This window comes from Tissierella carlieri, assembly GCF_018917285.1.
Classification (GTDB): Bacteria; Bacillota; Clostridia; order Tissierellales; family Tissierellaceae; genus Tissierella; species Tissierella carlieri.
This window is the reverse complement of sequence record NZ_JAHLOH010000028.1, coordinates 52,233-75,219: the sequence shown is the minus strand read 5'-3', so window position 1 is coordinate 75,219 and position 22,987 is coordinate 52,233. Positions and strand designations below refer to the sequence as shown.

At 34.6% G+C, this 22,987-nt stretch carries 22 protein-coding genes; all 22 read right to left on the bottom strand.

Annotated features, from left to right (window positions below):
- Positions 1-216: 216 nt before the first annotated feature.
- Positions 217-1,074: a DUF6544 family protein gene (locus tag KQI38_RS08905; protein WP_216558334.1), complete on the bottom strand. Its 858-nt coding sequence runs from the start codon at positions 1,072-1,074 to the stop codon at positions 217-219.
- Between the two features lie 379 nt (positions 1,075-1,453).
- On the bottom strand, positions 1,454-1,864 hold the full coding sequence (locus KQI38_RS08900; RefSeq protein ID WP_216558331.1) for a hypothetical protein: 411 nt from the start codon (positions 1,862-1,864) through the stop codon (positions 1,454-1,456).
- A 498-nt stretch (positions 1,865-2,362) separates the two neighbouring features.
- Entirely contained in the window at positions 2,363-2,857 is a 495-nt protein-coding gene (locus KQI38_RS08895; protein ID WP_002337568.1) for a P-loop nucleotide/nucleoside kinase family protein, read from the bottom strand.
- A gap of 44 nt (positions 2,858-2,901) precedes the next feature.
- On the bottom strand, positions 2,902-3,264 hold the full coding sequence (locus KQI38_RS22805) for a GrpB family protein (RefSeq protein WP_242835549.1): 363 nt from the start codon (positions 3,262-3,264) through the stop codon (positions 2,902-2,904).
- Positions 3,265-3,395: 131 nt separating this feature from the next.
- Complete coding sequence (locus KQI38_RS08885; protein WP_008981870.1) at positions 3,396-3,890, bottom strand: HD domain-containing protein; 495 nt, start codon at positions 3,888-3,890, stop codon at positions 3,396-3,398.
- A 37-nt stretch (positions 3,891-3,927) separates the two neighbouring features.
- The gene (locus KQI38_RS08880; RefSeq protein ID WP_163278124.1) at positions 3,928-4,668 is read right to left on the bottom strand and encodes a class I SAM-dependent methyltransferase; all 741 of its coding nucleotides are present in this window, start codon (positions 4,666-4,668) and stop codon (positions 3,928-3,930) included.
- The gene (locus KQI38_RS08875; protein ID WP_163278126.1) at positions 4,665-5,519 is read right to left on the bottom strand and encodes a nucleotidyltransferase domain-containing protein; all 855 of its coding nucleotides are present in this window, start codon (positions 5,517-5,519) and stop codon (positions 4,665-4,667) included. Before KQI38_RS08875 ends, KQI38_RS08880 begins: the two co-directional genes overlap by 4 nt.
- A 15-nt stretch (positions 5,520-5,534) precedes the next feature.
- Positions 5,535-6,533 (bottom strand): PD-(D/E)XK nuclease family protein, encoded by a 999-nt coding sequence (locus KQI38_RS08870; protein WP_015926177.1) that lies wholly within the window; start codon positions 6,531-6,533, stop codon positions 5,535-5,537.
- 34 nt (positions 6,534-6,567) lie between these two features.
- Complete coding sequence (locus KQI38_RS08865; RefSeq protein WP_015926178.1) at positions 6,568-7,080, bottom strand: hypothetical protein; 513 nt, start codon at positions 7,078-7,080, stop codon at positions 6,568-6,570.
- A gap of 158 nt (positions 7,081-7,238) precedes the next feature.
- A complete protein-coding gene (locus KQI38_RS08860) occupies positions 7,239-7,790 on the bottom strand; it encodes a recombinase zinc beta ribbon domain-containing protein (protein ID WP_338114455.1) in 552 nt (183 codons plus the stop codon).
- Between the two features lie 230 nt (positions 7,791-8,020).
- A complete protein-coding gene (locus KQI38_RS08855) occupies positions 8,021-8,707 on the bottom strand; it encodes an ATP-binding protein (RefSeq protein WP_216558329.1) in 687 nt (228 codons plus the stop codon).
- The gene (gene istA / locus KQI38_RS08850; protein ID WP_216558327.1) at positions 8,700-10,172 is read right to left on the bottom strand and encodes an IS21 family transposase; all 1,473 of its coding nucleotides are present in this window, start codon (positions 10,170-10,172) and stop codon (positions 8,700-8,702) included. Before istA ends, KQI38_RS08855 begins: the two co-directional genes overlap by 8 nt.
- Positions 10,173-10,373: 201 nt before the next feature.
- Positions 10,374-11,102, bottom strand: coding sequence for a DUF6602 domain-containing protein (locus tag KQI38_RS08845; RefSeq protein WP_216558324.1), 729 nt, complete (start codon positions 11,100-11,102; stop codon positions 10,374-10,376).
- A 16-nt stretch (positions 11,103-11,118) separates the two neighbouring features.
- Positions 11,119-11,913: a nucleotidyltransferase family protein gene (locus KQI38_RS08840; protein ID WP_216558321.1), complete on the bottom strand. Its 795-nt coding sequence runs from the start codon at positions 11,911-11,913 to the stop codon at positions 11,119-11,121.
- 66 nt (positions 11,914-11,979) lie between these two features.
- Positions 11,980-12,909 (bottom strand): hypothetical protein, encoded by a 930-nt coding sequence (locus tag KQI38_RS08835; protein ID WP_216558318.1) that lies wholly within the window; start codon positions 12,907-12,909, stop codon positions 11,980-11,982.
- Positions 12,910-13,139: 230 nt separating this feature from the next.
- Positions 13,140-13,865 carry a M48 family metallopeptidase gene (locus KQI38_RS08830; RefSeq protein WP_191741611.1) on the bottom strand — a complete coding sequence of 242 codons (726 nt, stop codon included), beginning with the start codon at positions 13,863-13,865 and terminating at the stop codon, positions 13,140-13,142.
- 9 nt (positions 13,866-13,874) lie between these two features.
- Complete coding sequence (locus KQI38_RS08825; RefSeq protein ID WP_216558315.1) at positions 13,875-17,048, bottom strand: type I restriction endonuclease subunit R; 3,174 nt, start codon at positions 17,046-17,048, stop codon at positions 13,875-13,877.
- Positions 17,035-18,276 (bottom strand): restriction endonuclease subunit S, encoded by a 1,242-nt coding sequence (locus tag KQI38_RS08820; protein WP_216558312.1) that lies wholly within the window; start codon positions 18,274-18,276, stop codon positions 17,035-17,037. The genes KQI38_RS08825 and KQI38_RS08820 overlap by 14 nt, the downstream gene beginning before the upstream one ends.
- 14 nt (positions 18,277-18,290) lie before the next feature.
- Positions 18,291-19,820 carry a type I restriction-modification system subunit M gene (locus KQI38_RS08815; RefSeq protein WP_216558309.1) on the bottom strand — a complete coding sequence of 510 codons (1,530 nt, stop codon included), beginning with the start codon at positions 19,818-19,820 and terminating at the stop codon, positions 18,291-18,293.
- Entirely contained in the window at positions 19,810-20,421 is a 612-nt protein-coding gene (locus KQI38_RS08810) for a restriction endonuclease subunit S (protein WP_216558305.1), read from the bottom strand. The genes KQI38_RS08815 and KQI38_RS08810 overlap by 11 nt, the downstream gene beginning before the upstream one ends.
- A gap of 396 nt (positions 20,422-20,817) precedes the next feature.
- Positions 20,818-22,152, bottom strand: a complete 1,335-nt coding sequence (rlmD, locus tag KQI38_RS08805) for a 23S rRNA (uracil(1939)-C(5))-methyltransferase RlmD (RefSeq protein WP_216558302.1) — start codon at positions 22,150-22,152, stop codon at positions 20,818-20,820.
- A 194-nt stretch (positions 22,153-22,346) separates the two neighbouring features.
- Positions 22,347-22,913, bottom strand: coding sequence for a GNAT family N-acetyltransferase (locus KQI38_RS08800; RefSeq protein WP_216558297.1), 567 nt, complete (start codon positions 22,911-22,913; stop codon positions 22,347-22,349).
- Positions 22,914-22,987: the final 74 nt, after the last annotated feature.

Genomic DNA, 22,987 nt, shown 5'->3' with positions numbered 1-22,987 from the left:
AGAAGCTTGGATGGATGAGTCCTGTAGAATACAGACTTAGCCTTTCGGCTGCATAAAAAATAGCGTAGCAGTTCACAAAACTACTACGCTACAAAGTCTAACTTATTGGGGTCACATCACTTTTACATCTCAATGCATTTATAGTTTAAATTTATTTGTTATGATAAAGTAAAATCTAACTATTCAGCCTACTGCTGTGAAGACCAAATAATTAAGTCATAAAATTGCTTCATCTATTGAGTATTGAACATCAATGTGGTCGCTCACAAAATATGTGTCGTCACCATCCGGGAGCATCCAATTTACACTAACGCTTCCCGGCTGAAAGTAACCATTCTGTTCTTTGTAATCAGAATAGGTTACATACCACGGCACCAGCGAGCTGCCTTTCCCGTTTTCGTCCATATATCGATCATTAGTATCAAAACGTATAATGTTGCCATTATTGTCAAAAGTAAATCTTCCTTTAGCAGTAACGCCCTTCCATGAAATCTCACCCTCAACAGTGCAGCTGTCAACGACTGTCCATGACACATATTCCTGTAAAAATAAAGACGGCATATATACTGCGTCTGCTAACGCCGTTATCAACTGACCCTGGTCCATTTCTGCCCCAGTAGAGCGGAAAAGCTGGAACTGCTTGGCAAGCACACCTGTCATAGAGCCGAATCCGTCCAACACGCTGTCTTTAGCCTGCAATGGAATCCCCACAATTCGTCCTGTCAAGAAAGCGTGTCGATCTGGTCTATTTGCAAAATTAACCTGCATGAATTTAATTTTAATTGGCTTTTTACCTGCCGACATACGAAACTTTGTGTTGTGAAAATATATCAGCATGTTATCCATAAAAGGCTTTCCCATATAGCCCCCATTGATGATGTGCTGACGGAGCAGAGCAGGCAGTTCAGCAACATAATCTTCCGTAAATATACTCTGTATGCTTCTTTGTCTATTTGTTTCGGTCAAAGAACTTTTTACATCTGTCAGATATTGCTTCCAAAGTCTGCCGCCGGGTATTGCCAAGTACATCACTATGATTGCCAGCGCAATCAAAACTATCGCTATCCAAAGCATATATTCCACCTCATATTCCTATTACAAGCATTCGATAAATTCAAATTTATATTAGATGAGTCTACAGAGTCATTTTTCTACCTTTATAATTATTCAAGTATCTTCAGAAAAGCCAGACTCATTTCCTTGCCCAAATCCACCTAAAACTCTTTTTAATCTTTAAAATCCACTATGTTATCTATATTTTTGCCTATTTTAATGGGGGTAAAAAGTGGTTTTTCAGCCCATTTTTCACCCTAAAATGGTTATCAAACCACAATACGTCATCATTATTATACTCTCCACTTGCACCTCGAGGTGACAATAAAGATGACGTAGATTGGTATTCCCCCTTGGTGTCAAAGTATGTTTCTAAAAACTTTTGTTAACATTTTCTTAACTATATAAACTCTCTTACGCCACCATCTTCGTTTACAAAAAATACTTTTATGCATAATCTTCTTATTACTAAGCGTATGCTCTCTATTTCATTAATGTGGTTATTGTTATCAGGCAATACAAAAGCATAATCTATATTGTAGTCGTTATCTTTTGTCATAAGCTTCGAAATCATAGATAATCCAACGGATACATGATTACGTACTTGATTCTTACTAAATTCTATTCCATATCTATTTGAAGTTGTTAGAGCACTTGTTGCACCTTTAGCTTCTGCTTTTATATTCATGCCATCTTTTTCAGCAATAACATCAATACCCTTTTCCTTTGTGCTAAGAGCTTGCCTGACTTCATATCCATTAGCTATTAAATAGTCACAAAAATATCCAATAACTTGATCTTCCGTAAGCATATATCTCCTCCCCTTTTAAGTATTTTTTCTTCAAAGTTGCAATATTCTATGACCAAACCTTACTTCTTGCTTTACAAACCACGATACTGTAATAGCACAACACTCTCAACGTGGCTTGAGAGGACAGAATGAATGTCATTTGAGTATGTTCGTTCTCGGAAACATATCCACTGCGTTTTTAGCACTATCGGTAGACGGGAACATATCCATTCATGATAAAAAATAACGTGTCTAATTGCATAATCATGATTGAGTAGAGTTGTCAAAAGAATAAACATAACGTATTTCAGTAAGTTTTTTTCCTGTAATTTCAATAATGCATTCATCGTCTTCATTGCATCGCCACTTATTCTTCCGGCTGAATCAATACTACCCCCTGCTCTGAGATGACAATAATGATATCACCTGAAGCTGGTATCCCCTTGTTGGAAGTATATCTTTCAAAAAATTTGACAAAACTTATCATCTAGTACAATTTCCATGCCTAAAACCACAATATTAATATCCCTCGACTACTATAACTTCACCTTCTTCATCAGTTGGGGGTTGAAAATGATCATAATAAGTGGAAGCTGTTTGCTCCGTCAATATGATATCATTTTGATGATTTCCGTTTCTTTTTCGAATACGTTCCATAACAACTTCCTTAGGTGTCTTTATATAATAGATTTTGGGTTCTATGTCGTATTTCTTTAATAATGAAATATATTCATTTCTCATTTCTCTAGACCAAAATGAATAATCGAGAACAATATCAATGTTTTGCATGATAAGTGAAATTAGTTTTTCATCAAGATAGGTTTTAATATCTTCTAAAACCTCCTGAGGTAAAGGATGTTCATTCAAACCTCGTTTGAATGATTCTTCATCATAAGATAGTATTGTCATCCCGGTACTTTCAAATTTTTTTGCTAGTGTTGATTTACCTGCTCCCGCAGGGCCGCACATTAAAATAACTTTACTTTTCGACAAATTATCTACTGTATTTTTCATTGATATAACCTCCTATAACAAACCAAGAAAACATGACACTCTCCTTAAGCATTATTACTATTCGCTCTTTTCATGATTTCCTGTACTATTGATGTTTTAGCATTCGCATAGTGCTGGACATGCCTCCATTTATTCTTTGCCAAGCTTCGTTTGACTTGTGCATATTTGTCCCGATCAGTATCATTAGTCCGCAACCAATCACGGAAGCGTAACATTCTATCAATCTCTGATGTGCCCAAACTGAACACATGCAGATTAATATCGGTATCCGGTCCTTTAAACAAACGATGCTCAAACCAGTCAGGTTCTCGAATCTGTAGCACATATCCGGCCGCTTCCAACACTGGAACGTAGGATGACTCATCAGCAGAATCCTTAACAACCAACCGTATTCTTTTGCAACTCATCATCCGTTGTAGGCATGGAGGTATTATTAGATATCATCTTATCGCACTCCTTTGCTGCTTATTATCTAGGGTTAAACTTAACTACTATTTTTTCTTTGCGATATAAAATACATAACTGTAATAATCTACTACTAATCTAAAATAAAGCGATTATAAGCTATCCTTTTTCCTGTGTTTGTTTTAAAGTTTTCATCTATACACTTTTTTATCTTTTCCTGTTCTTTTTCTTTATCCATAACCGTTAAATTTTCAAGCAAATCAGCTTCCCATTGTATTTGAAAATCAAGTCCATCAATTTTAGATGGAGTATGATGGTTGCCTATTATAAAGCATATTCTATCAATATTTTTGTTATAGCCTACCTTTTTTAATATTTCTTTCGCTACTTCTGGTCCTTCCTTTTCTTGATAGACACCATCAATAGAACCGTATTTTTTTTGTGCTTCAACCGCACCAATATCATGTAGTATAGCAATAATACTGATGAATTCTTTTTCTTCCTCTCCGATATTTTCTCCTTTCATTATATCTTCTGCATTTTTCAAAACTTTGAGAGTATGCTCTATGCCAAAAGGAATTTCTTTGAATACTTCTTTCATCTCTATAATAATTTTTTCTTTAAACATAAATTACCTCCATTTATACCTTATAGGTGTTTTAGTTCTATCTATCCACTTTTTTGTTCGCCGATACAATCAGCATCATGGGACGGCGCATTTCATCCTGCATCGCTGGAATATTCATCATGTTTTCCGGCGGCTGCGGCTCCACAATATGATTTATTATAAAACCATTTGAAAGCAGTGTATTTAGATATGTGGTCAGTGTTCTATGATATTTTGTAACCTTTTCTCCCAAAAACACAGCTGTCCGTTTGCCCTCATAATAATAATTATCCACCGGAAAATGCAGTATTTCTCCTTTTTCGTTATAATGCCAGTCTTGTGTTCCATAGGCAGTAAAAACAGGATGTTCAACCGTAAAAACTAGCTTACCACCAGACTTCAGTATTCTATATATCTTTTTTACTAAAATCTCATAATCTGCTACATAGTGAAACGCAAGTGAACTTAATATTACATCAAAACTCTCCTCTGGGAATTCCACATCTTCTATAGCACAGCATTTATATTCAACCTGTGGAAAATGTGTTTTTTCTTTGGCTACCTCGAGCATTTTATGAGAAATATCAACACCTACAACAGAAGACGCTCCGTGTTCCATCGCATAAATACAGTGCCATCCATAGCCGCATCCTAAATCAAGCACACGCTTATCTTTAAAATCCGGCAGCAGCTTTCTCAATGTTTCCCATTCTCCTGCACCGGCTAGTCCCTGCTGTGAGCGACTCATTTGACTGTATTTTTGAAAAAATATATTATCATCATATTTGTTTTCTTTCATCTGAATTCCCCCTCGTTTAAAAAGTTATTTATCTCCGTTGCAATTTTTTTCACTTCTTTATAAAGCTTCTCGGTCATATCGTAGCATTCAAAAAGTGAAAGACCGAGTACTTCAAAAATATGATTTACCCTTTCGGCATATTTTTTAGGTTTATATTCAAAAGTTTCAAGCAGTTTTATAGCTTTCTTTTCGTTAATGCAATAAGCATTATTGCATGCAAATAGTACTTGATTTAAGCATGAAATAATACGAAAAACATGGCCTGCAATATAATATTTATCCTCTGCTCCCGCATTTGCTTTTACAAACATTAAAGAGAACTCTGCTTCAAATAAAAAAAAGTTTATCAAGCTCTTCTTTAGAGCACCAGGGTAAATTTCCGCCTGATTTTTTAATTCGCATAAGCTTTCATTTTTAGCATATTGTATCTTGCTGATCGCCAATTCTCCACGATACATAGCACTTATATAACCATGGGGATGCCCAGTCTGATAATTGGCAGTAACAATTCCTTGCTCCGTATCTTTGATTATTTGTTCCACCCGTTTTATATCACGTAAAATCAAGTCAACATGATACCCGTTTATAACTAACCATCCGCCGCCATTAATCCAATCACCCCACGCTCCGGGAGGTACAACAAGGTCGTTTCTATTCTCATCATCCAATTCTGTAGCAATTTGATTAATCGCTGTCAGGTCAAATGATTCTGAATTGTAATAGATTCCGATATCTATATCAGAATCCTCTGTATGGGTGCCTCTTGCACGTGAGCCCCCTAATACAATGCCTCCTATGCAAGGCAAAGAAGATAATTTCTCTGTTACTATTTGAATTACATTATCTACCATACGAACACACCCCTTTTATCGATTAAAGACAAAATACTTGTCTCCTCTCTTTTTCTTTCCGTAGTTCTTCGGGAAGTAATCCTTCCCGAGCTGCCAAACATACTGGTCGATTTGCTTCAGGCTAAATTTATCCAAGCCATAGAAGGCACGGAAATCAATCAGTATACCTTTGAATTTAACATAGTCTTTCAAATCACCATCTTGGAAATCTGAGAAGCTATCACGATTTCTAAAATAGCGAAGTACCTCATCGACGTAGCTGTCATAAATCGGATAATCGAGTGGATTGTGATGGCTACAATACTTTGTGGCAAAGGAGTAAAAATTCTTCTCTGTATCACCGATAGGTACATACTGGATATCTCCAACAAGAGTAACATCACCAGCCTTAAGCCTCGCATCAATATCCAAAGCGCATATGTGCTTAGCTACTGGATAGATTGAGAAAATATTCGTACTATAAAAATCATTAAGCGTTGATGCCTTCAAAAGAACATCGATTATGTCTGTATTCTTCGGGCATAGCTCAAAGAACAGTTTATTAAGTGCATCCTCCTGCAGGTGGTAGTTCTCAAGGCCATCCCACTTAGCAAGATAAAACTCCACCTGCTCAATTGATGGATCAGGAACATCAACATCCATTCTCTTCTTACGAGTATATGTACGATTAGCAGTATTTTCATGCTTGGGCGTTGATCGCTCGGCAGCTCCATCAGAAGCTAAGAGTAAACGGAACCTTCTTAGATGAGACAAGTAACTATTAACAAGTGATTTAACATTGCCGGTCGAATTCTCAGAAAGAGCCTTTATTAAGGAATTCTTCGCCTCATTCTCGAAATCAGTAGCAGTCACTGTATTCCAGAACAGGTCTTTGCTCCCTTTCCTCCAAAGGTAGAAGGTGTCTGTGTAAGCAGTATTGATTGTTAACTTTGAAATGTTCTGGCTATATAAGAATTCTCTGTATAAAGAACGCAGTTCATCATATGATAAATCTTTCATTTTGTTTATATTCAAAGTCAAACCCCCTTTACTTTACTCTTTGCTCCTTTTAATTACAAAAACTCGATTTATATTTCATCAGTGTATCTTCTACCTCGTGCCAAATTGTTACCGTTTCACCGTCATCCTCAAATACTTTACCGTGACTTTTAGGTCCATCCAACTTCATCTGTGAGTAATTATTCTTAAAAGTGGGCACATACAGTTCTGGGTTGTTTTCGTCACTGCATAAACGCTCCATCAAATTTATGGTAGCACGACCTGTGGCAGCCACTGCCTTAAAATAAGCACGAATGATTTTGTGGTTATATTGATTCGGCTTTATAGCCCATACTGGGATTCGTTGATTTGCTTTTCCGTAAAAATCCTTGTTTGTATCTTCATTCTGTTTTGCTACAGTTTTTGGGTTATAGGCTTGTGATGCCTTTTCAAAAGTTTTTGCAATATACCAACGCATACAACTTTCCACTGCAGCATCTTTTGTTTCATTTGTTAAATTCAATGCGATGCAGAATTTTTCATACACATCTGCATCTACTGTAAAGGTCACGCTCTTACTCAAAGTTTACACCTCCGCTATTACTCTATAGAAAATTATACCACTAATTTATATTTTGTAAATACTAATATACTAATTTGTATTGACTCATAGAAGTAATATGAAAAACACCCTGCATTTCCGGCAAGTTGTTAGATTCAAATAACATTTTTCTTTTCATTTCAATTTTTAACGTCTATACTAATTCCAGCCTTAAATTCCACCTCAACCCTGTTAGCGTGGATCGTTACCTTTTCAATAAGCCACCTTACTAACTGCTCATCATATTCCTCCAACTCGCAGGATTGTTCATTTAAGAAATCCGTCATCTCAGCGATGCGTTGCCTTTTCCCTTCTCGCTCTGCACTTTCAACCAGTGCATTTTGCTTTAACTCCCGAAGTCGATAAATTTTATCAGCTACATCTTCATAGTCGTTCTTGGATTTTGCTTGTATAAGAAGCTGCTGCTGTAATTCTTCCAATTTGCTATCGATGTCATCAGTGGCATTATCATTTCCTTCATTAAGTATGGCGGCTATGTTTTTCTGTAACGTTGAGAGGAAGGGTTCTTTGTTAGCCAAAAGTTCGTTAATAGCCTTGACCACTGCTGTCTGCAATATTTCCTCGTTTATGGTAGGGGCAGTACATTCAGATCCTTTTTCCTCCAAGCGGCTGACGCATCTCCAAACAATAGACTTGTAACCTCGGTTATTCCAATGTACCCGTCTGTAAATATTACCGCAGTTTGAAACCGCGAATTTTCACGCGTTACCCCACGCCCGTTTCCGGGGCAAAAAGTGGTAGAGATTTAGACCCCCCTACCCCAGAAACTGCAGATAATCTCAAAAGTTAAGTAATTCTTTAGTTTTCATGAGATTTTTTGCATCTATTTAAAGCCGTTAATCGGCATAGTTTTCAAATTTGAGTATTAACCCTTTTCTAGAAAAGAGGTGAGTATTTTAATTTATCTGTCAGTCAAGCGAATGAGCTGACAATTGGCTGTTATTCTGTCTAACAGAGTCTGACAAAGATGTTTGTCTTCCACTACATATAACCATGTAGATATTTCTCGATTGGTAATAAAAATGATACTTCTTGTTTCATTAAGAAAGGTAACTGCTCGATAAAAAGCCTGCAACTCTGACCTGGTTGGTTCTAGATAAAATACATCATCAATAATAATCAAGTCGCATTCCCGCATATAGGAGAAGGTTGCGCCTGCTTTTGGGTTTATATCTTTGTTCTCTACAATATATATAAAAACATCAATGGATGCATAGTAAGTTTTATGTCCATTGTCGATCGCTGTTTCTCCAAGATGAACTGCAAGACTAGTTTTGCCTGTCCCGCATTTACCAAGTAGAATAACGTTTTGTTCTTCATTGAGCCACGTCAGATGGGATAATTGTTTAATTTGCCATTCCAAACCTTTGTTTAAATTCGATGCATCAAATACTTTGTTGGGAAGTTTGCTTGCCCTTCTTAGCTTGATCTGTTTTTGTCTGGCTCGTATCTCTAGTTCTTTTTGTAATATCATTTGAAGATAATCTAGGTTGGACAGTTTCTCATCATTCAAATCAATATATCCCCTGGCAATATTCCATAGATTTAGCTTCTTAGCCAACTCGCGGATTTCAGTTATATCAGCCATCGATTTCCCTCCTTATCTCCTTGCTACGTGTCAGATGGTTGAAATACTGTTGATTTGGTAAGAACTTCTTTGCTATCTGCTCACCATGCTTATACATTATGTAAGCCAAAAGTTCATAGGCATTGCAGCGTTCAGTCTCAATACAGTATCTTATCCCATCAAGCATTTGCTCCATCGAATAAAACTTCGTCATGCGATTTAAGCGAATGCAATGGCTATTAAAATATTTTGTTTGTTCTTGTTCCATCCGCCGTATAAATTCCTGAGCGATTTCATGCTCTGCAAAATATTGTTTTATAAGAGCATGAGAAACCCTGTTTCTGTTGTTTTTTTCCTCAGCTTTGAATATCTGTCCAGTATCTTCTGTTACTGGATACTTAGCTAATAATTCATTAGTATCGGTATCATAAAATAGAAGTATTTTACCATCATCCTCTATACGTATGCGTTGATATGCATCCATCACACCGACATCAATCTGATAACGATTCCCTTTATAGCTGACCACTCCATTGGAATCAAAGGATGCTACAGTACTTGATACCTCTGAATATGGTTTAACATGAAAAAGCTGTTTTTGTTCTTCAATAAACATTTCTCGTGGCACTTTTCTAGTCACAGTATGAACTCTCCCGTTGCCTTCTCTATCCAACCATGCAAGAGCTGCACTGTTAAGACTGTCAATTCCGGTATATACCCTCCCCTCCAGAAAACTTTGCTTAACATATCCAATTACCTCTTCTACCTTACCTTTACTCTGAGGATCTCTTGGCCTGCATAATGAAACACTGTAGCCGATACGCTTTACATATTCTTCAAAGGCCGGTACAAATATAATATTACCTAGATTTTCGCTAACTACATAGACCCGATCAAGATCATATAGAATTGTCTGTGGTCTTCCTCCAAAATATTGAAATGCATAGTTATGAGCTTTTATGGCTGTTTCGGTCGTGAAGGGATCCGGTGAAAAGCAAACAAATTTCATTCTGCTATAACTCAGAACCATGCAAAAGAAATATACCCTCACAATTCGTCCATACATATCTTTAAGTTTATATTGACCAAAATCAGCCTGAGCTTCATATCCTGGTGGCGAGACTTCACGTGGCGAGATTTTCCGCTTACTGGTATGCTGATACCCATGCTGTTCCCTTAAAGCTTTCATGTAGCGATAGAAAGTAGCTCGTTTAACTTGTAAATCAGGAAAGGCTTCAATTAATTTAAGATAAATATTGGTATCTCGGATTTGTGGGCATATTTTCAACTGTTCCAGTATGTACTGACGGTAGTTATCCATGTGGTACCTTTCCTTTTCAGCTTCCCTAGCATAATCCTCTTTACTCATATTCCAGTATTTACTGACAGAAGTATAGGTGATCCCCAGCGCTTTAGCAGTTTTGGTCTGGGCAAGTCCAAGTGCTTTGTATTCCTGGATTTTTTGATATTGCTCGATACCGATCATTTTGATTTCCTCCTCTGGTTGTATTGAGTATTTTATAACATCTACAATTTAATCTAGCACAAGCATAAGCGCCACCTCCTTTATGAGAATGCATTGTTGATTATTTACATAAATTCAAAAACACCCAATAAGGGTGTTATAAATTATAGCTTTTATATTAGTAAGGCATCTTTTCTTCTACTATACGATGATATACAAAAATTATATAGAATCCAATGCACTTCCATAACAATTAATATCAATCGCAGGTGTAGTACCCAAACTTTGTAGCTCTATTAATAATTTTAGAAAGAAAAAAATCAATGATTCTTCCTCTGTGCTTTTCATCAAAACATCATTTTTATAATCTGCCAAGAATGAACCTTCTGCTAAGATACATCCAATATCTAGTTTACTTTCATCCTCTAAGCTATATATAGCTTCTTCAAAGCTTTTCCCTAGAGGCGGATTCCAAACACTTGATAACGTTAATATTCCCGAAAGAATCTTATTGTGTGGCTTTGGAGCATAATATCCACCGGCATGCGGGATTGCTGTTGATGTCCTTTTTAAAGAGCGTACACTTTTTGTTTTATCACCAGCATAGATGATATTTTCTTTATTAATTTCTTGCTTAACTTCAAATATAGCATAAACGCTCTCGGCAGGAATATAATAAGCATTATCCTGATTGAATACAAAAGGTGAATATTGTTGGTCGTAAATAACTACATCAATTTGATCACTCATATTTCCGTCGCAATCAATTATAAAAGCTTTATCTACGCTATATCTTTTCGGTAAATAAGTTTTTAGCCATTCAATCCAATTTAATTCGGATGAATCACCTTTTATGCCAGGATGCTGTATGTGTTGCCTATTGGTCGACAACTTAGCACACATCTGGGTCTGTAAAGAATAGAAAAGACTTTTAATATCAATTTGTCCCATATCACTACCCCCCTGTTTACCAAATAATCTTCTCCCAGTACTCTTCATTTCTACTCTCTTTAGCTTTCTTAGCTATATCCTCTTTTTCATATTTATACAAATCATCTGATATTACATTGTTTGTATTAGCAGGATCTTTGATAATTTTATCAACAAAATTATCTTTAAGGTAATCCAAGGTTGATAAGAAGTTTGCAGCTGGCTGATTCTTATTTTTATATCTCAAAGCTTCTATTGTCACTAACTCCAAGTAAATAGAGGGAAAATCTAAATTGTGCAACTTTCTCCATATTTTTAATAGGATGATTTCCTCAAGCCTTCCAGAGTTTTTTACTATCGATATATGCTTGTGTATGTTGGTTTGTGTCCAAGTATTTTTCTTGTTTCTATATAAACTATGGTCATTTGTATTACCAACATGATTCTTCCCAGGAACCAGGTCAATACTATGCCCACCGTAATTTATTCCTATAGAAACATTTTGTTTTCTACAATTAATACCCTTACTGCTAATATAGCTAAATAGAGAATCATAGATCTCCTTTAAAGTATTATTAGTAGTTGATTTTAGCGAAACAAATAAATCTAAATCCGAACTAATATTTATAGCAGTTCCTTTTGCTCTTGATCCAGATATTTGAATATCATTAAGGCAATCACCTGCCCATTCTTTTATCATATTTATTAAAGGATTGACTACAAAACACTGTGTCAGAGCATCAACCTCATTAGGTACTTTATACTTAGCAATAATCCTTCTAACATATTCATCAGAAGTCATCATTTCACCCCTATTAATCTTAAAGTTCAACTTTATTCGTACATTCAATATGTAACGATTAAATTTATCAATCCATCTAAGTAATCTCTTGTCAGCTTAGGATAAATTTTTATCAAATAGATGATTCAGATTTTTATACCAATTCTTATTATGGACTATACGAGTCTCATGTAAATCATTATTTAGTATTTCAGCTTTTGTTAGCTGTGAAATGCTTTCCCAATCATTTCTTAAAACATAAGTAGCATTATTCACTTTTACACTCTCCAAAATGTACATGTTCAAATCTTCAAAACCGTGAACAATATAACCACCAAAGCCTCCTGTGCCAATAGCAGTAAAATCAGGTGAATACTCATTAATGGTTTCTATTCTCTTTTCAATAACAGCTCTATTTGTACCTATTGCTCTCTTAAAATAAGGTTCCAATCTTTCCTTTTGTTTCTCCCATGGGAATTTCCCCTTGGGTAATAGCTCCCAATTGAGTCTTATAACTTTTGGTGGTAGTATTGGATTATTAGTAGAGTCAAAAATTTCACATTCCCCGAATATTTCTAGAATAACATTGACAGCCGAAATAATTTCATTTCTTTTTGTTTCATCCATAACAAATACAGGAGATACAAGATTTTTAGACTTTCCATTGCTAACAATTGTAAATTCAATACCAGTTGGAGGTATGACCTGTCTCTGAAATCTTTCATATGAAATCGATGTAGATTCAGTTACTTCTCTTGTTTCTCCTCTACCTGCCCACTGTTTATATGTCCATTCAATCATTCTTGAATGCTGCTCCTTGGGTTTATCTCTTAATAATATATAATCCCCCTCGGCATTTCTCCTCGTAGCTGGTCCAATTATGTCGGGTAGAATTGTTTCTCCTATTTTCAATTCGTTTGTGAAACCAATCTCCTTCATTTCTTTAATTCTTTTTTCTACATCCACTACTCCGACTCTAAAACGTGAACCTGTTTCTAATACTTTTAACTTAGATAAGTTTCTTATCCTTTTTTGTTTAATAATCATCTTATACACCCTTTCATTTTATTGTGAATTGTTTTAATTCAACATTTCCTCAAACTCACCATTTGATAATACGAATTCGCAAGCCAAGTAATTATTGATTTCTTCACCTACAATATGATAAGATGATTATGAATTAAGATAGGCTATGCTTATCAGTCCCCATAGTTGCTACCAACATCTATGGGGCTTTTTTCGTATTATAAATTTTGGTAATGCTATAACATTCGTTACTATAACTCTCTTACAACTTCATCATCCAATATTTTTTTTCGTTGCTTCCAATCTGGCATCAAAGATGTCATAAAATCATAGAAATTTGAATCATGGTTCCTATACTTGAAATGAATTAATTCATGAAGAACAACATAATCAATACATAGCTTAGGTGCTTTTATCAATTCACTATTAAGTAGTATAAGTTGTTTTTCAGGGATACATGAACCCCATCTAGCTTTCATTTTCCTTATTTGGATTACTGGTTTGTCAATACCGTACTTTTCTAAATATTGATACATTCTTTGGAGGCTTTCATTGAATTTTTCATGTGCTTTTTCTCTATACCAATTATTAATCAATTTTTCTTTTCTGGTGTAGTTATGCTTATCATTCACAGATAGATAGAGATAGCCTCTATAGTATTTAACACCTTCAATTTTATCGCTTTCTTCGACTTTTAGGCGATATTGCTTACCCAGATACTTAAATGTTTCACCGCTCAAATATTCTTTATCTGCAATATGTTCTGACTGAACATCTTTGAAGTAACCTACATTTGTTATAATCCAATGAGCCTTAGATTTTACAAAACTAAGGATATATTCAATAGGAACTTTATCGCTGGCTGAAACAATAATACTCATATCTGGCCTGACACTCAAATTTATATTTTTTACATTTTTCCGTTGCAAATCAAATTCTATAATTTTTCCTCTATAGGTGATTTTGTGTTTTTCCATAGTCACCGCCTAGTACCTTCTTAGGGCCACAGTTTTAATATTTTCAATCATTGTATCTATCTGATCAAAGGTCATTTTAGGAAAATGCTTTTTCTTGACTAGATACAAAAGTTCATCTATCTCCTGAGAAATTTTCTTATGAACATCTGGATTATCGTGCCAATCCACCTTACAATGCCTTTCAATAATCACGTCAACTTCCATTGCAATATCGGCTAAAATACCTTCATAGTTGTAGATAGGGCCATCTTCTGCCACTAACTCTGTAACTCCTGCTTCATAATACCTTTCATCTTCAAGCACTTCTTTAACCACACCATAAAAGGCTTGAGCATGGATATTATGTTTGATTTTCTCTGGGTAAGTTGTACCTGAATACCCCTTTCTAAAATCATTCATAACATTTCGCATTTTTTCTAGGTATTCTAATTCAGAGATTCTTTTCTCCTTATACTGCTCTATGATTTCTTCAATACGTTCGGAGAATTTCTTATAATAAGCTGGATTCTCATCCCACTTTTCACTGATGCGTTTTGTCATTCTTGTACGAATTGCATCTGCTTTAGCTCTTGGCGAACCCAAACGCATCAACTCATCTTCGAACTCTTTTTCATTCAGGATATCCACTGGTGCCGTTATCTGAATGATATCTTCCGCAGCAATATAGGTATCCATCAGATTTCTCATCTTAGCCTCATACTCTTTATGATCAATGGTGTCAGAATATCTAAGCTTTACAGAAGCTCTAAGTTCTTGATAAAACTTAAACTCACGTTTATAAAGCTTGATATCATCTTCACCTATGGCATTATAGACATGCTCTGACTCAAGAGCTATACCTAAGTATTTTCCGAAGTTACTTAACTGATTATAGAAGTCATTTCGAAGGGCTTCATCACCTAGCAACAGTTCGTACTCTTCCTTATCCTGTTTGTTTTTGATTCCTTTGAATATGGCCACAACATTTGAATAGGATTCTCTTAGTTTTCCTACTATACTAATGACATCAACTAGTGCACCTTCAAGATCTTTTCCATCAAAGTTTTCAAGACCCGCACCTGAATAGGTTCTCATAGCTGAATCCAGTTCTTGAATAAGTCCTCTATAATCTACTATTAACCCAAAATCCTTTCCTTCATAGAGCCTGTTCACACGTGCTATAGCCTGCAACAAAGTATGCTCTTTCATCGGTTTATCAACATAGAGAACAGATGCCCTAGGAGCGTCAAAACCAGTTAAAAGCTTATCGACTACAATCAAAATTTCTAATTCATCACCATCAATAAATTCACTCTTGATGTGGTCTTCATATTTTTGTGGATCACTGTAGGCTTCCATCATCTTATTCCAAAATTTGAGAACACGATCTTTTGGTTCTTCATCAACCTCGTCATACCCTTCCCGTTGATCTGGCGGTGAAATAACAATAGCTGTTTTTAAATCTCCATATTCATCAAAGGACTCTTTGTAACGAATGGCATCAAATTTTGATGCTGTGGCTAGCATTGCTTTTGCAAAGGTATCTTTATAAAATTTTGTATAATGTACGTAGATATCATCTGCAATCAAACGAATACGCTGTTCTGATGAAGCAATTGCTTCAAATTTACTCCACTTCTTTTTAAGTTCTTCTGCTTGCTTCTCAGCCAAATTCCTCGTAATCATTTCAATACGCTTATCAATAGCATTCCGATTTACTGTCTGTTCAACAAGTCTTCCTTCGTAGAGCAGTGGCACAATGGCACCATCTTCAACACCATCTTTAATAGTGTACTTGTGAATCATACGTCCACCGAACTTCTTCATGGTACTCTTATCTTTTTTCATCAAAGGTGTACCTGTAAACCCTAAATAACAGGCATTCGGGAATACTTTCTTCATTTTGATATTTAGTTCTCCATATTGGGTCCTATGAGATTCATCAATTAATACAAATATATTTTTTGACTTTACAGGTTTCTGATGCTTTGAAGCAGTATCAAACTTATGTACCAAAGATGTAATAATATCTGCTCCGTTATTGTTAATCAGCTCTACAAGATGCCTCCCGCTTATGGCTCTTTCGGCTCTCAGTCTCGAATGATTAAAGGTTTGATGTATCTGGCTATCTAGTTCGATTCGGTCTGTAATGACCAACACCTGGGGATGAATATCAGCAAACTGAGATAAAATGTACCTTGAAAGCATCACCATAGTTAGGGACTTACCTGAACCTTGAGTATGCCAAATAACACCTGATTGGCGGTTACCATTCCTATCGGTTTCTACAATGGTTCTAATGATTTCTTTGATAGCGAAATACTGTTGGTATCTTGCTATCTTTTTTATATTTTTATCATACAATGTGAAAAAACGTATAATTTCTATAACTCTTTTTGGATGAAACAGGGAAATAATATTTTTATCCTGCACCGTTGGTATTCTACAAGTAACAGTCTCTGCTAGTGTTTCTTCAAACCACTTATACTCAATAGACTCCTTATCTTCTTTCCATAATGACCAAAACTTTTTAGGTGTTCCAGTAGTGGCATACTGGGTTTCATTCTTGTTTGTAACCATGACAATCTGAACAAATTTGAATAGCTGTGGAATATATTCTTTTCCCTGATTTCTAAGCATTTGGCTAATTCCCTGAGAGATAGAGATACTTGCTTTCTTACATTCAATCACCCCAAATGGAATGCCGTTAATAAAAGTAACAATGTCAGGACGTACAGTACCTTGTCCATCCTCTCGTTCCACCGAAAATTCTTCCACCACATGGAAAACATTGTTCTCAGGATTTTCCCAATCAATATAGTTCAGATTAAAGGACTTCGTACCATCCATTTCAGAAAGACTTTCTGGATAGCTCCGGCCTAAAATTAATGAGTCATAAATCTTCTCATTGGTTTTAATTAAACCATCTGTTAACGCTTCTTCAATATCAAGTATTGCCTGCTGAATATTCTTTTCTGAAAACTTATATGTGCAACCCTTAAAATCAAAGCTATTAATGGCTGTTAATCGTTCGTACAAAATATCTTTAAGAACAACATTATACAGATTCCCTCGCATCTGCTCTGCTTTTTCGGGCGAAATGATGGTATACCCTATTTTATTTAATACCTCCAAAGCAGGGATTTGAGATATGTTCATTTCATCGTATGCTTCCGCTCTACGCACAGTATCACCTCTTTTCATTTTCTTGGGTATTCACTCTTATTATGCCTGTTAATAGAAGTTGCATTAAGCCTTTCTTTTGTTGCTTTAGACTTTCTAGTTCTTTTTCTAATAAATCTATTTCATTATCGGCTGTTTTAAGAACTTCTCCAATTTTTTTCTGCTCCTCTAATGATTTAGGAATACGTAAAACCAGATTTTTCATAGTTGTTTCAGATATTTCCTTTTGTCCTGTACCACCTATCATATGTCCGACCCTTTTATAAAAGTCAACATTTGAAATATAGTAAAATAAAAACATTAAATCACCTTTAATTGTTGTTAAACTACTTATTGCATTTGATGCAATGTAATTTTTCATATTACTTGGTACAATTCCTATTCCACCGTTATGATAATTCTGGCGTCCAATTAATATTTCATTTGGTTCTCTCAAATAATATGGCCTACCATTCTTTGTGTCATTTGGATATTTTTCAGTTGCTTCAATACCTTTTAAATGGAGTTTTACAGTTAGCAACTTATAATTCTGCGGCTCACTAACACGTTCTTTATTTAAAAACTTGAATACCTTGCCAAACTTCACTTCTTCCCATGCATCATTAAATCCAGTAAATCTCACATTTCCAGTAAGTAATTTTTGCATCAGCCCCGCCTTTTGTTTTTTCTTTTCATCGATTAGCTTTTCTTTCAATTCGATAGCTTTGTCCCAAGTTGAAATAATTTTGACTATTTTATCTTGTTCATGCTTTGATTTTGGAAATTTGACTATAAATGATTTTTTCAAAGTTGTAGGATTGATATTAGCTTGTTGTATTGCTTGAGTTGCAATTGTCTTAATTCTGTTTTGGGAATCTGACATATTCATATAATAATTAAGATAATAAGGATTAATAATTTCTTGATTAATTTTAAATCTCACAATATATGATGCACACACGTAGTCCCCATCTAAATCAAAAATCGATACTTTACCAACTAAATCTGCACTATTAGTTCTATTAATCAGGATATCACCTGGATATAATTTAAGTCTTTGAAATTCACTGTTTTCTAATTCAAGAAAAACAAGATTATCAAGAACAATTTTGCCGTCTTTCATATTTCCCATTCGCAATACAGGAATGCCAGTGTTATCATTTGTTTTCTTAGAAGTGCCGTAATCAGATGAAAGTGTTAGTTTCCCTAAACTCAGACTATTCCAATCAACTAATGCTTGTTTTTCTGTATTATTCATCTTGTCATTCACGAATACACACCCCCTTAATATCCAAGTTCTTTAAGATAGTTATCCATCTGTGCTTTAATCTCTTCAAGTTCTTCCTTAATACTCGCTATATTTTTAGCTACTTCTTCCATATCCACTAACTCTTCTTCTTCAAAAGTATCAACATATCTTGGGATATTTAGGTTGTAATCATTCTCTTTTACTTCATCAAGAGATGCAACATAAGCGAACTTTTCAACATCTTCATAATTTTCATATGCATCAACAATTCTCTGTATATCTTCTTCACGCAATTTATTCTGGTTCTTACCCTTTTCATAGTAGTCATCACCAGATGCATCTATAAATAGAATATCTTTTCTGTTTCTGTTCTGCTTAAATACTAAAATGCATGCAGGAATACCAGTACCGAAGAATAGATTTGCGGGAAGTCCAATTACAGCATCTAAAAGATTCATATCGATGATTTTCTTTCTAATCTTTCCTTCACTTGCCCCTCTAAATAGTACCCCATGAGGCAATACAACACCCATTCTTCCATCTTCTGCTAATGAGTGAAGCATATGAAGAACGAAAGCATAATCTCCTTTTGATTTTGGTGGTACTCCCCAGGAAAAGCGCTTATATGGATCTAGTGAGGCTTCCATGTTGAAATTCTTATCACTATCTTCCCCAGCAAAACCAGATGCCCATTTATCAAGCGAAAAAGGTGGATTTGCTACAATGACTTGAAACTTCATCAACTTATCGTTTTCTAAATGCTTCGGATTAGCTAATGTGTCACCCCATTCGATTTTCGCATCATCAATATTATGCAAGAACATATTCATGCGACAAAGTGAATGCGTTTGGCCATTTCTTTCTTGTCCATAGATTTGAGCTTTCCCATTAGGAACTTTATTAAATGCTTTAATCAATAATGATCCAGAACCACAAGTAGGATCATAGATTCTATCATTTTCTTGAGGTTTTACTAATCTTGCTAAAAGCTCTGATACCTCAGCTGGGGTAAAGAACTCTCCACCCTTTTTTCCAGCATCTGAAGCAAAATTTCCTATCAAATATTCATAGGCGTTTCCTATAACGTCATCACCTTTGAGCCTTGATGGTCTAAGGTCAAGGTCTTTAAAGTCCTCAAGTAGATTTTTCAGCATTGTATTTCGCTCTTTTGTACTACCAAGAACAGCTTCTGAATTAAAGTCTATATTTTTAAACACACCTCTTAACTTTGTCTTGTTCTCTTCTTCCACTTGTTCTAAGGCTATATTAATGATCTCACCAATCTTTGGCTGGTTTCTTTTATCATAAATATAATCAAATGTAGATCTTTCATTCAAAACAAATCTCTCATAGCGCATTTGTCTTTCTACCATTTCTACATCATTATTATACTTTTCCATCATTTCTTGCCTACGTTCTTTATATATATCACTAACATACTTTATAAACAGCATAACTAAAATGTAGTCCTTATAGATAGCTGAATCTATTTTACCTCTAAATGTATCACACGCTCTCCATAGAGTTCCATTTATTTCTTCCTGAGTTAGCATTTTAATCTCCATGATTTAAACCTCCAGTAATCATATTCTCTAATATGATTTGATTTCTTTTATTGTTTTCTTTAATTAATAATTGAAGTAATCTTTTTTCTCTCATCATCAATTCATTAAGAGCCACAGTTTGTTCCTGCATACTCATATCCGGAAGCATAATCTCAAATTCTTTAAAAGCAGATGTTTTAAGAATTTGAATTGCAGTACCTCTTGCTTCTCTCATATATTGCTTTTTCATTTTATTGCTATTGAGATACAAGCTTAAATAAGATGGTAAAATATCATTACTATTAATTCTTATTACTACGAAAAGAGATGGTATCAATATCCCTTCACTTGCTTCATCTATTGTAATTGATGTAAAAGGCATACTGAGTCGAACAACAATATCACCTTTTGAAGTAATATATTTACTTTCAATTTTTTCACTTGCTTTAAAGGAATCAAGTTCTTCTTTCACTAGATAACCGTCTTCATCAAAGCTCTTTAAAGTAAGAATACGATATTGAATTGCATCCACATCACCTGGTGGAGCTTCTTTTCTTTTAATTACTTGACCTGTTGTAATACTCGATATATCTCCTAGTTTTACAATTTTAATAAACCACACCTCCAATATTGTTATTTTTTAATTAGTACAATTACATTTTATATAAATATCCATCTCTTGTCAATACTTTATTGTACTATCTCAAAAATAACACAATGTCTTCTGAAATGTTTTTACGTGTGATGACTTTTATTTTCAAAATACATATTCTTAGTCTTCTAATATTTCATAATAAAACTTATTTTATTTCATTCGCTTACTATTACATCCATCCTATCTCCTCAACCCTACTAATTTATCTATTCTGTCCACTCACCCCTACCTAATCTCAGACTCATTTTTACCACAAAAAAACACCCTCGATATGTTTCCACGTACACATATCGAGGGCTTAGGTCGAGTAGACAGATTCACTTTCATTTTATAAAACCTAGTATCTTCAAGGCTTTCCGGACTTTATTTTCTAGACATCAAGCAAATGGTCTCAACATGTGCCGTCTGAGGAAACATATCCACTGGTTGTATCTCCATTACCTTATATCCATTCTTCACTAAGTATCTCAGATCCCTTTCTTGGGTCACTGGGTTACATGATATATATACTACCTTTGCTGGTGATAATTTAACTAAGGATGATAGGAATTTGTCATCACTTCCCGATCTAGGTGGATCCATTATTACTAGGTCTATGCTTTTATTTTCATTTGCCAGTTTCACCATGAAATCTCCTGCATCATCATTATAAAAATATGCATTCTTAATATTATTCTGCTTTGCATTTTTGATAGCATCCTTTACTGCATCCTTATTTACTTCTACTCCTATTACATTTTTAACTTTTCTACTAACTATTAATGCTATGGTTCCAATTCCACAATATGCATCTATAACTGTTTCATTACCTTTCAACTTTGCCATTTCGATAGCCTTATTATACAATACTTCTGTTTGAATGGGATTTACTTGATAAAATGACTTTGCTGAAATCTGAAACTTTACCCCACATAGGATATCTTCTATATAGCCTTTTCCATATAGAACTATTTCCTCATTACCAAGAACTACAGATGTTTTTCGATTATTTATATTCATTATTATAGTAGATATCTCTGGATGTTTTTTTACTAAGGCCTTTATGTAATTATTTTTCCCCGGAAATATCTTTGATGCTACTACTAACACTACCATAACTTGACCTGTGGAAAAGCCACGTTTAATAAGCACATGTCTTAGAAAACCTTCCTTTGTATCCTCATCATAAGGTTTCATCTTGAAAGATTTCATAAAACCTTTGATGGTTTCTATGATTTCATCTGCTTTGCTATCCTGGATTATACATCTATCTATATTTATTACATCGTGAGTATTTTCTTGATAAAATCCAGATATAATCTGTCCCTTTTTATCATGGGAAAATGTTGAATGAATCTTATTTCTATAATAATAGGGTTCTTCCATAGTTAATATCTCATTTACTTTACAGAAAGATCCTAATAAATCCTCAACTTTACTTTGCTTAAACTTACTTTGTCCTTCATATGACATCTGTTGAATTTGACAGCCTCCACATTTATTAAAATAAGGACATGAAGGCTTTACTCTATATTTAGATTCTTCTTCCATCTCTATTAACTTAACAGTTTCCATGTTTTTGTTTTTGACTACTTCAATTATTGCTGTTTCATCTTCTAGTAGATTTGCTATATGAAATTCTTTCCCTTTTAATTTTACTATTCCTTTACCCTCTTCATCTATACCTATACATTTTACTTTTAATCGTTCTTTATTCATTTCTTCACCTTTTATCCTTATTTAGAGTGCCAATATAAAAAACTATATTATATTCATTATATATAATCCTAACCTTTTATCGTAACACCATATTTAAAACTATAACACAAATTATGATTTCTAACATTATTCTGTCCCCTCTAAGGGGAAGAATGCATTATAACCATCATAAAATAGAAAGCCTTAATATTCTATCATAATTCCAACCACATTATACTTAAGCTGTCATGTCTCTCTATTTCCTCAAAACCTTGTTCCTTATACATGGCAAATGTCCCTCTATAGGCCTTTTCTGGTGCTTCCTTAATCTCTATTGGAAGTGCTATAACTGCATCAAATCCTTGTGCTTTGAAATCCTCAATTGCATTCTTAAGTATAAGTCTTGCAATACCTCTTCCTCTATATTTAGGATGAATTACAAAGCAGATTATGCACCCAACTTTTTTCTCCTTTATTATATGATCAATATCATCTTCTAGCCTCTTAAACTCACATACATCATTTGCATTACACCAGCCGATACATTTGTCTCCATCAAAAACTAGGTAACCTTTCATATTTCCAAGCTTTATTTGCTCTATTGCTTCTGCACGATTCTTTTCTCCCGTTCTATTCTGCCATTGTTCAAATGAGCAGTTTGTATGATAGTATCTGCAAAAACAAGTAGACCAATGGGGAGCATGGGCAAAATCCAAATTTCCAAGATATTCAACAAAGGTTTCTGCTAACTCTGGACTGAGTGATTTTACTTCGTAATTCATATTTCTCCTCCTTTTTTAAATATCAGATTATTTTCTCTTAATCCTTATAATATTTTGTCTATAATTGAATTGGT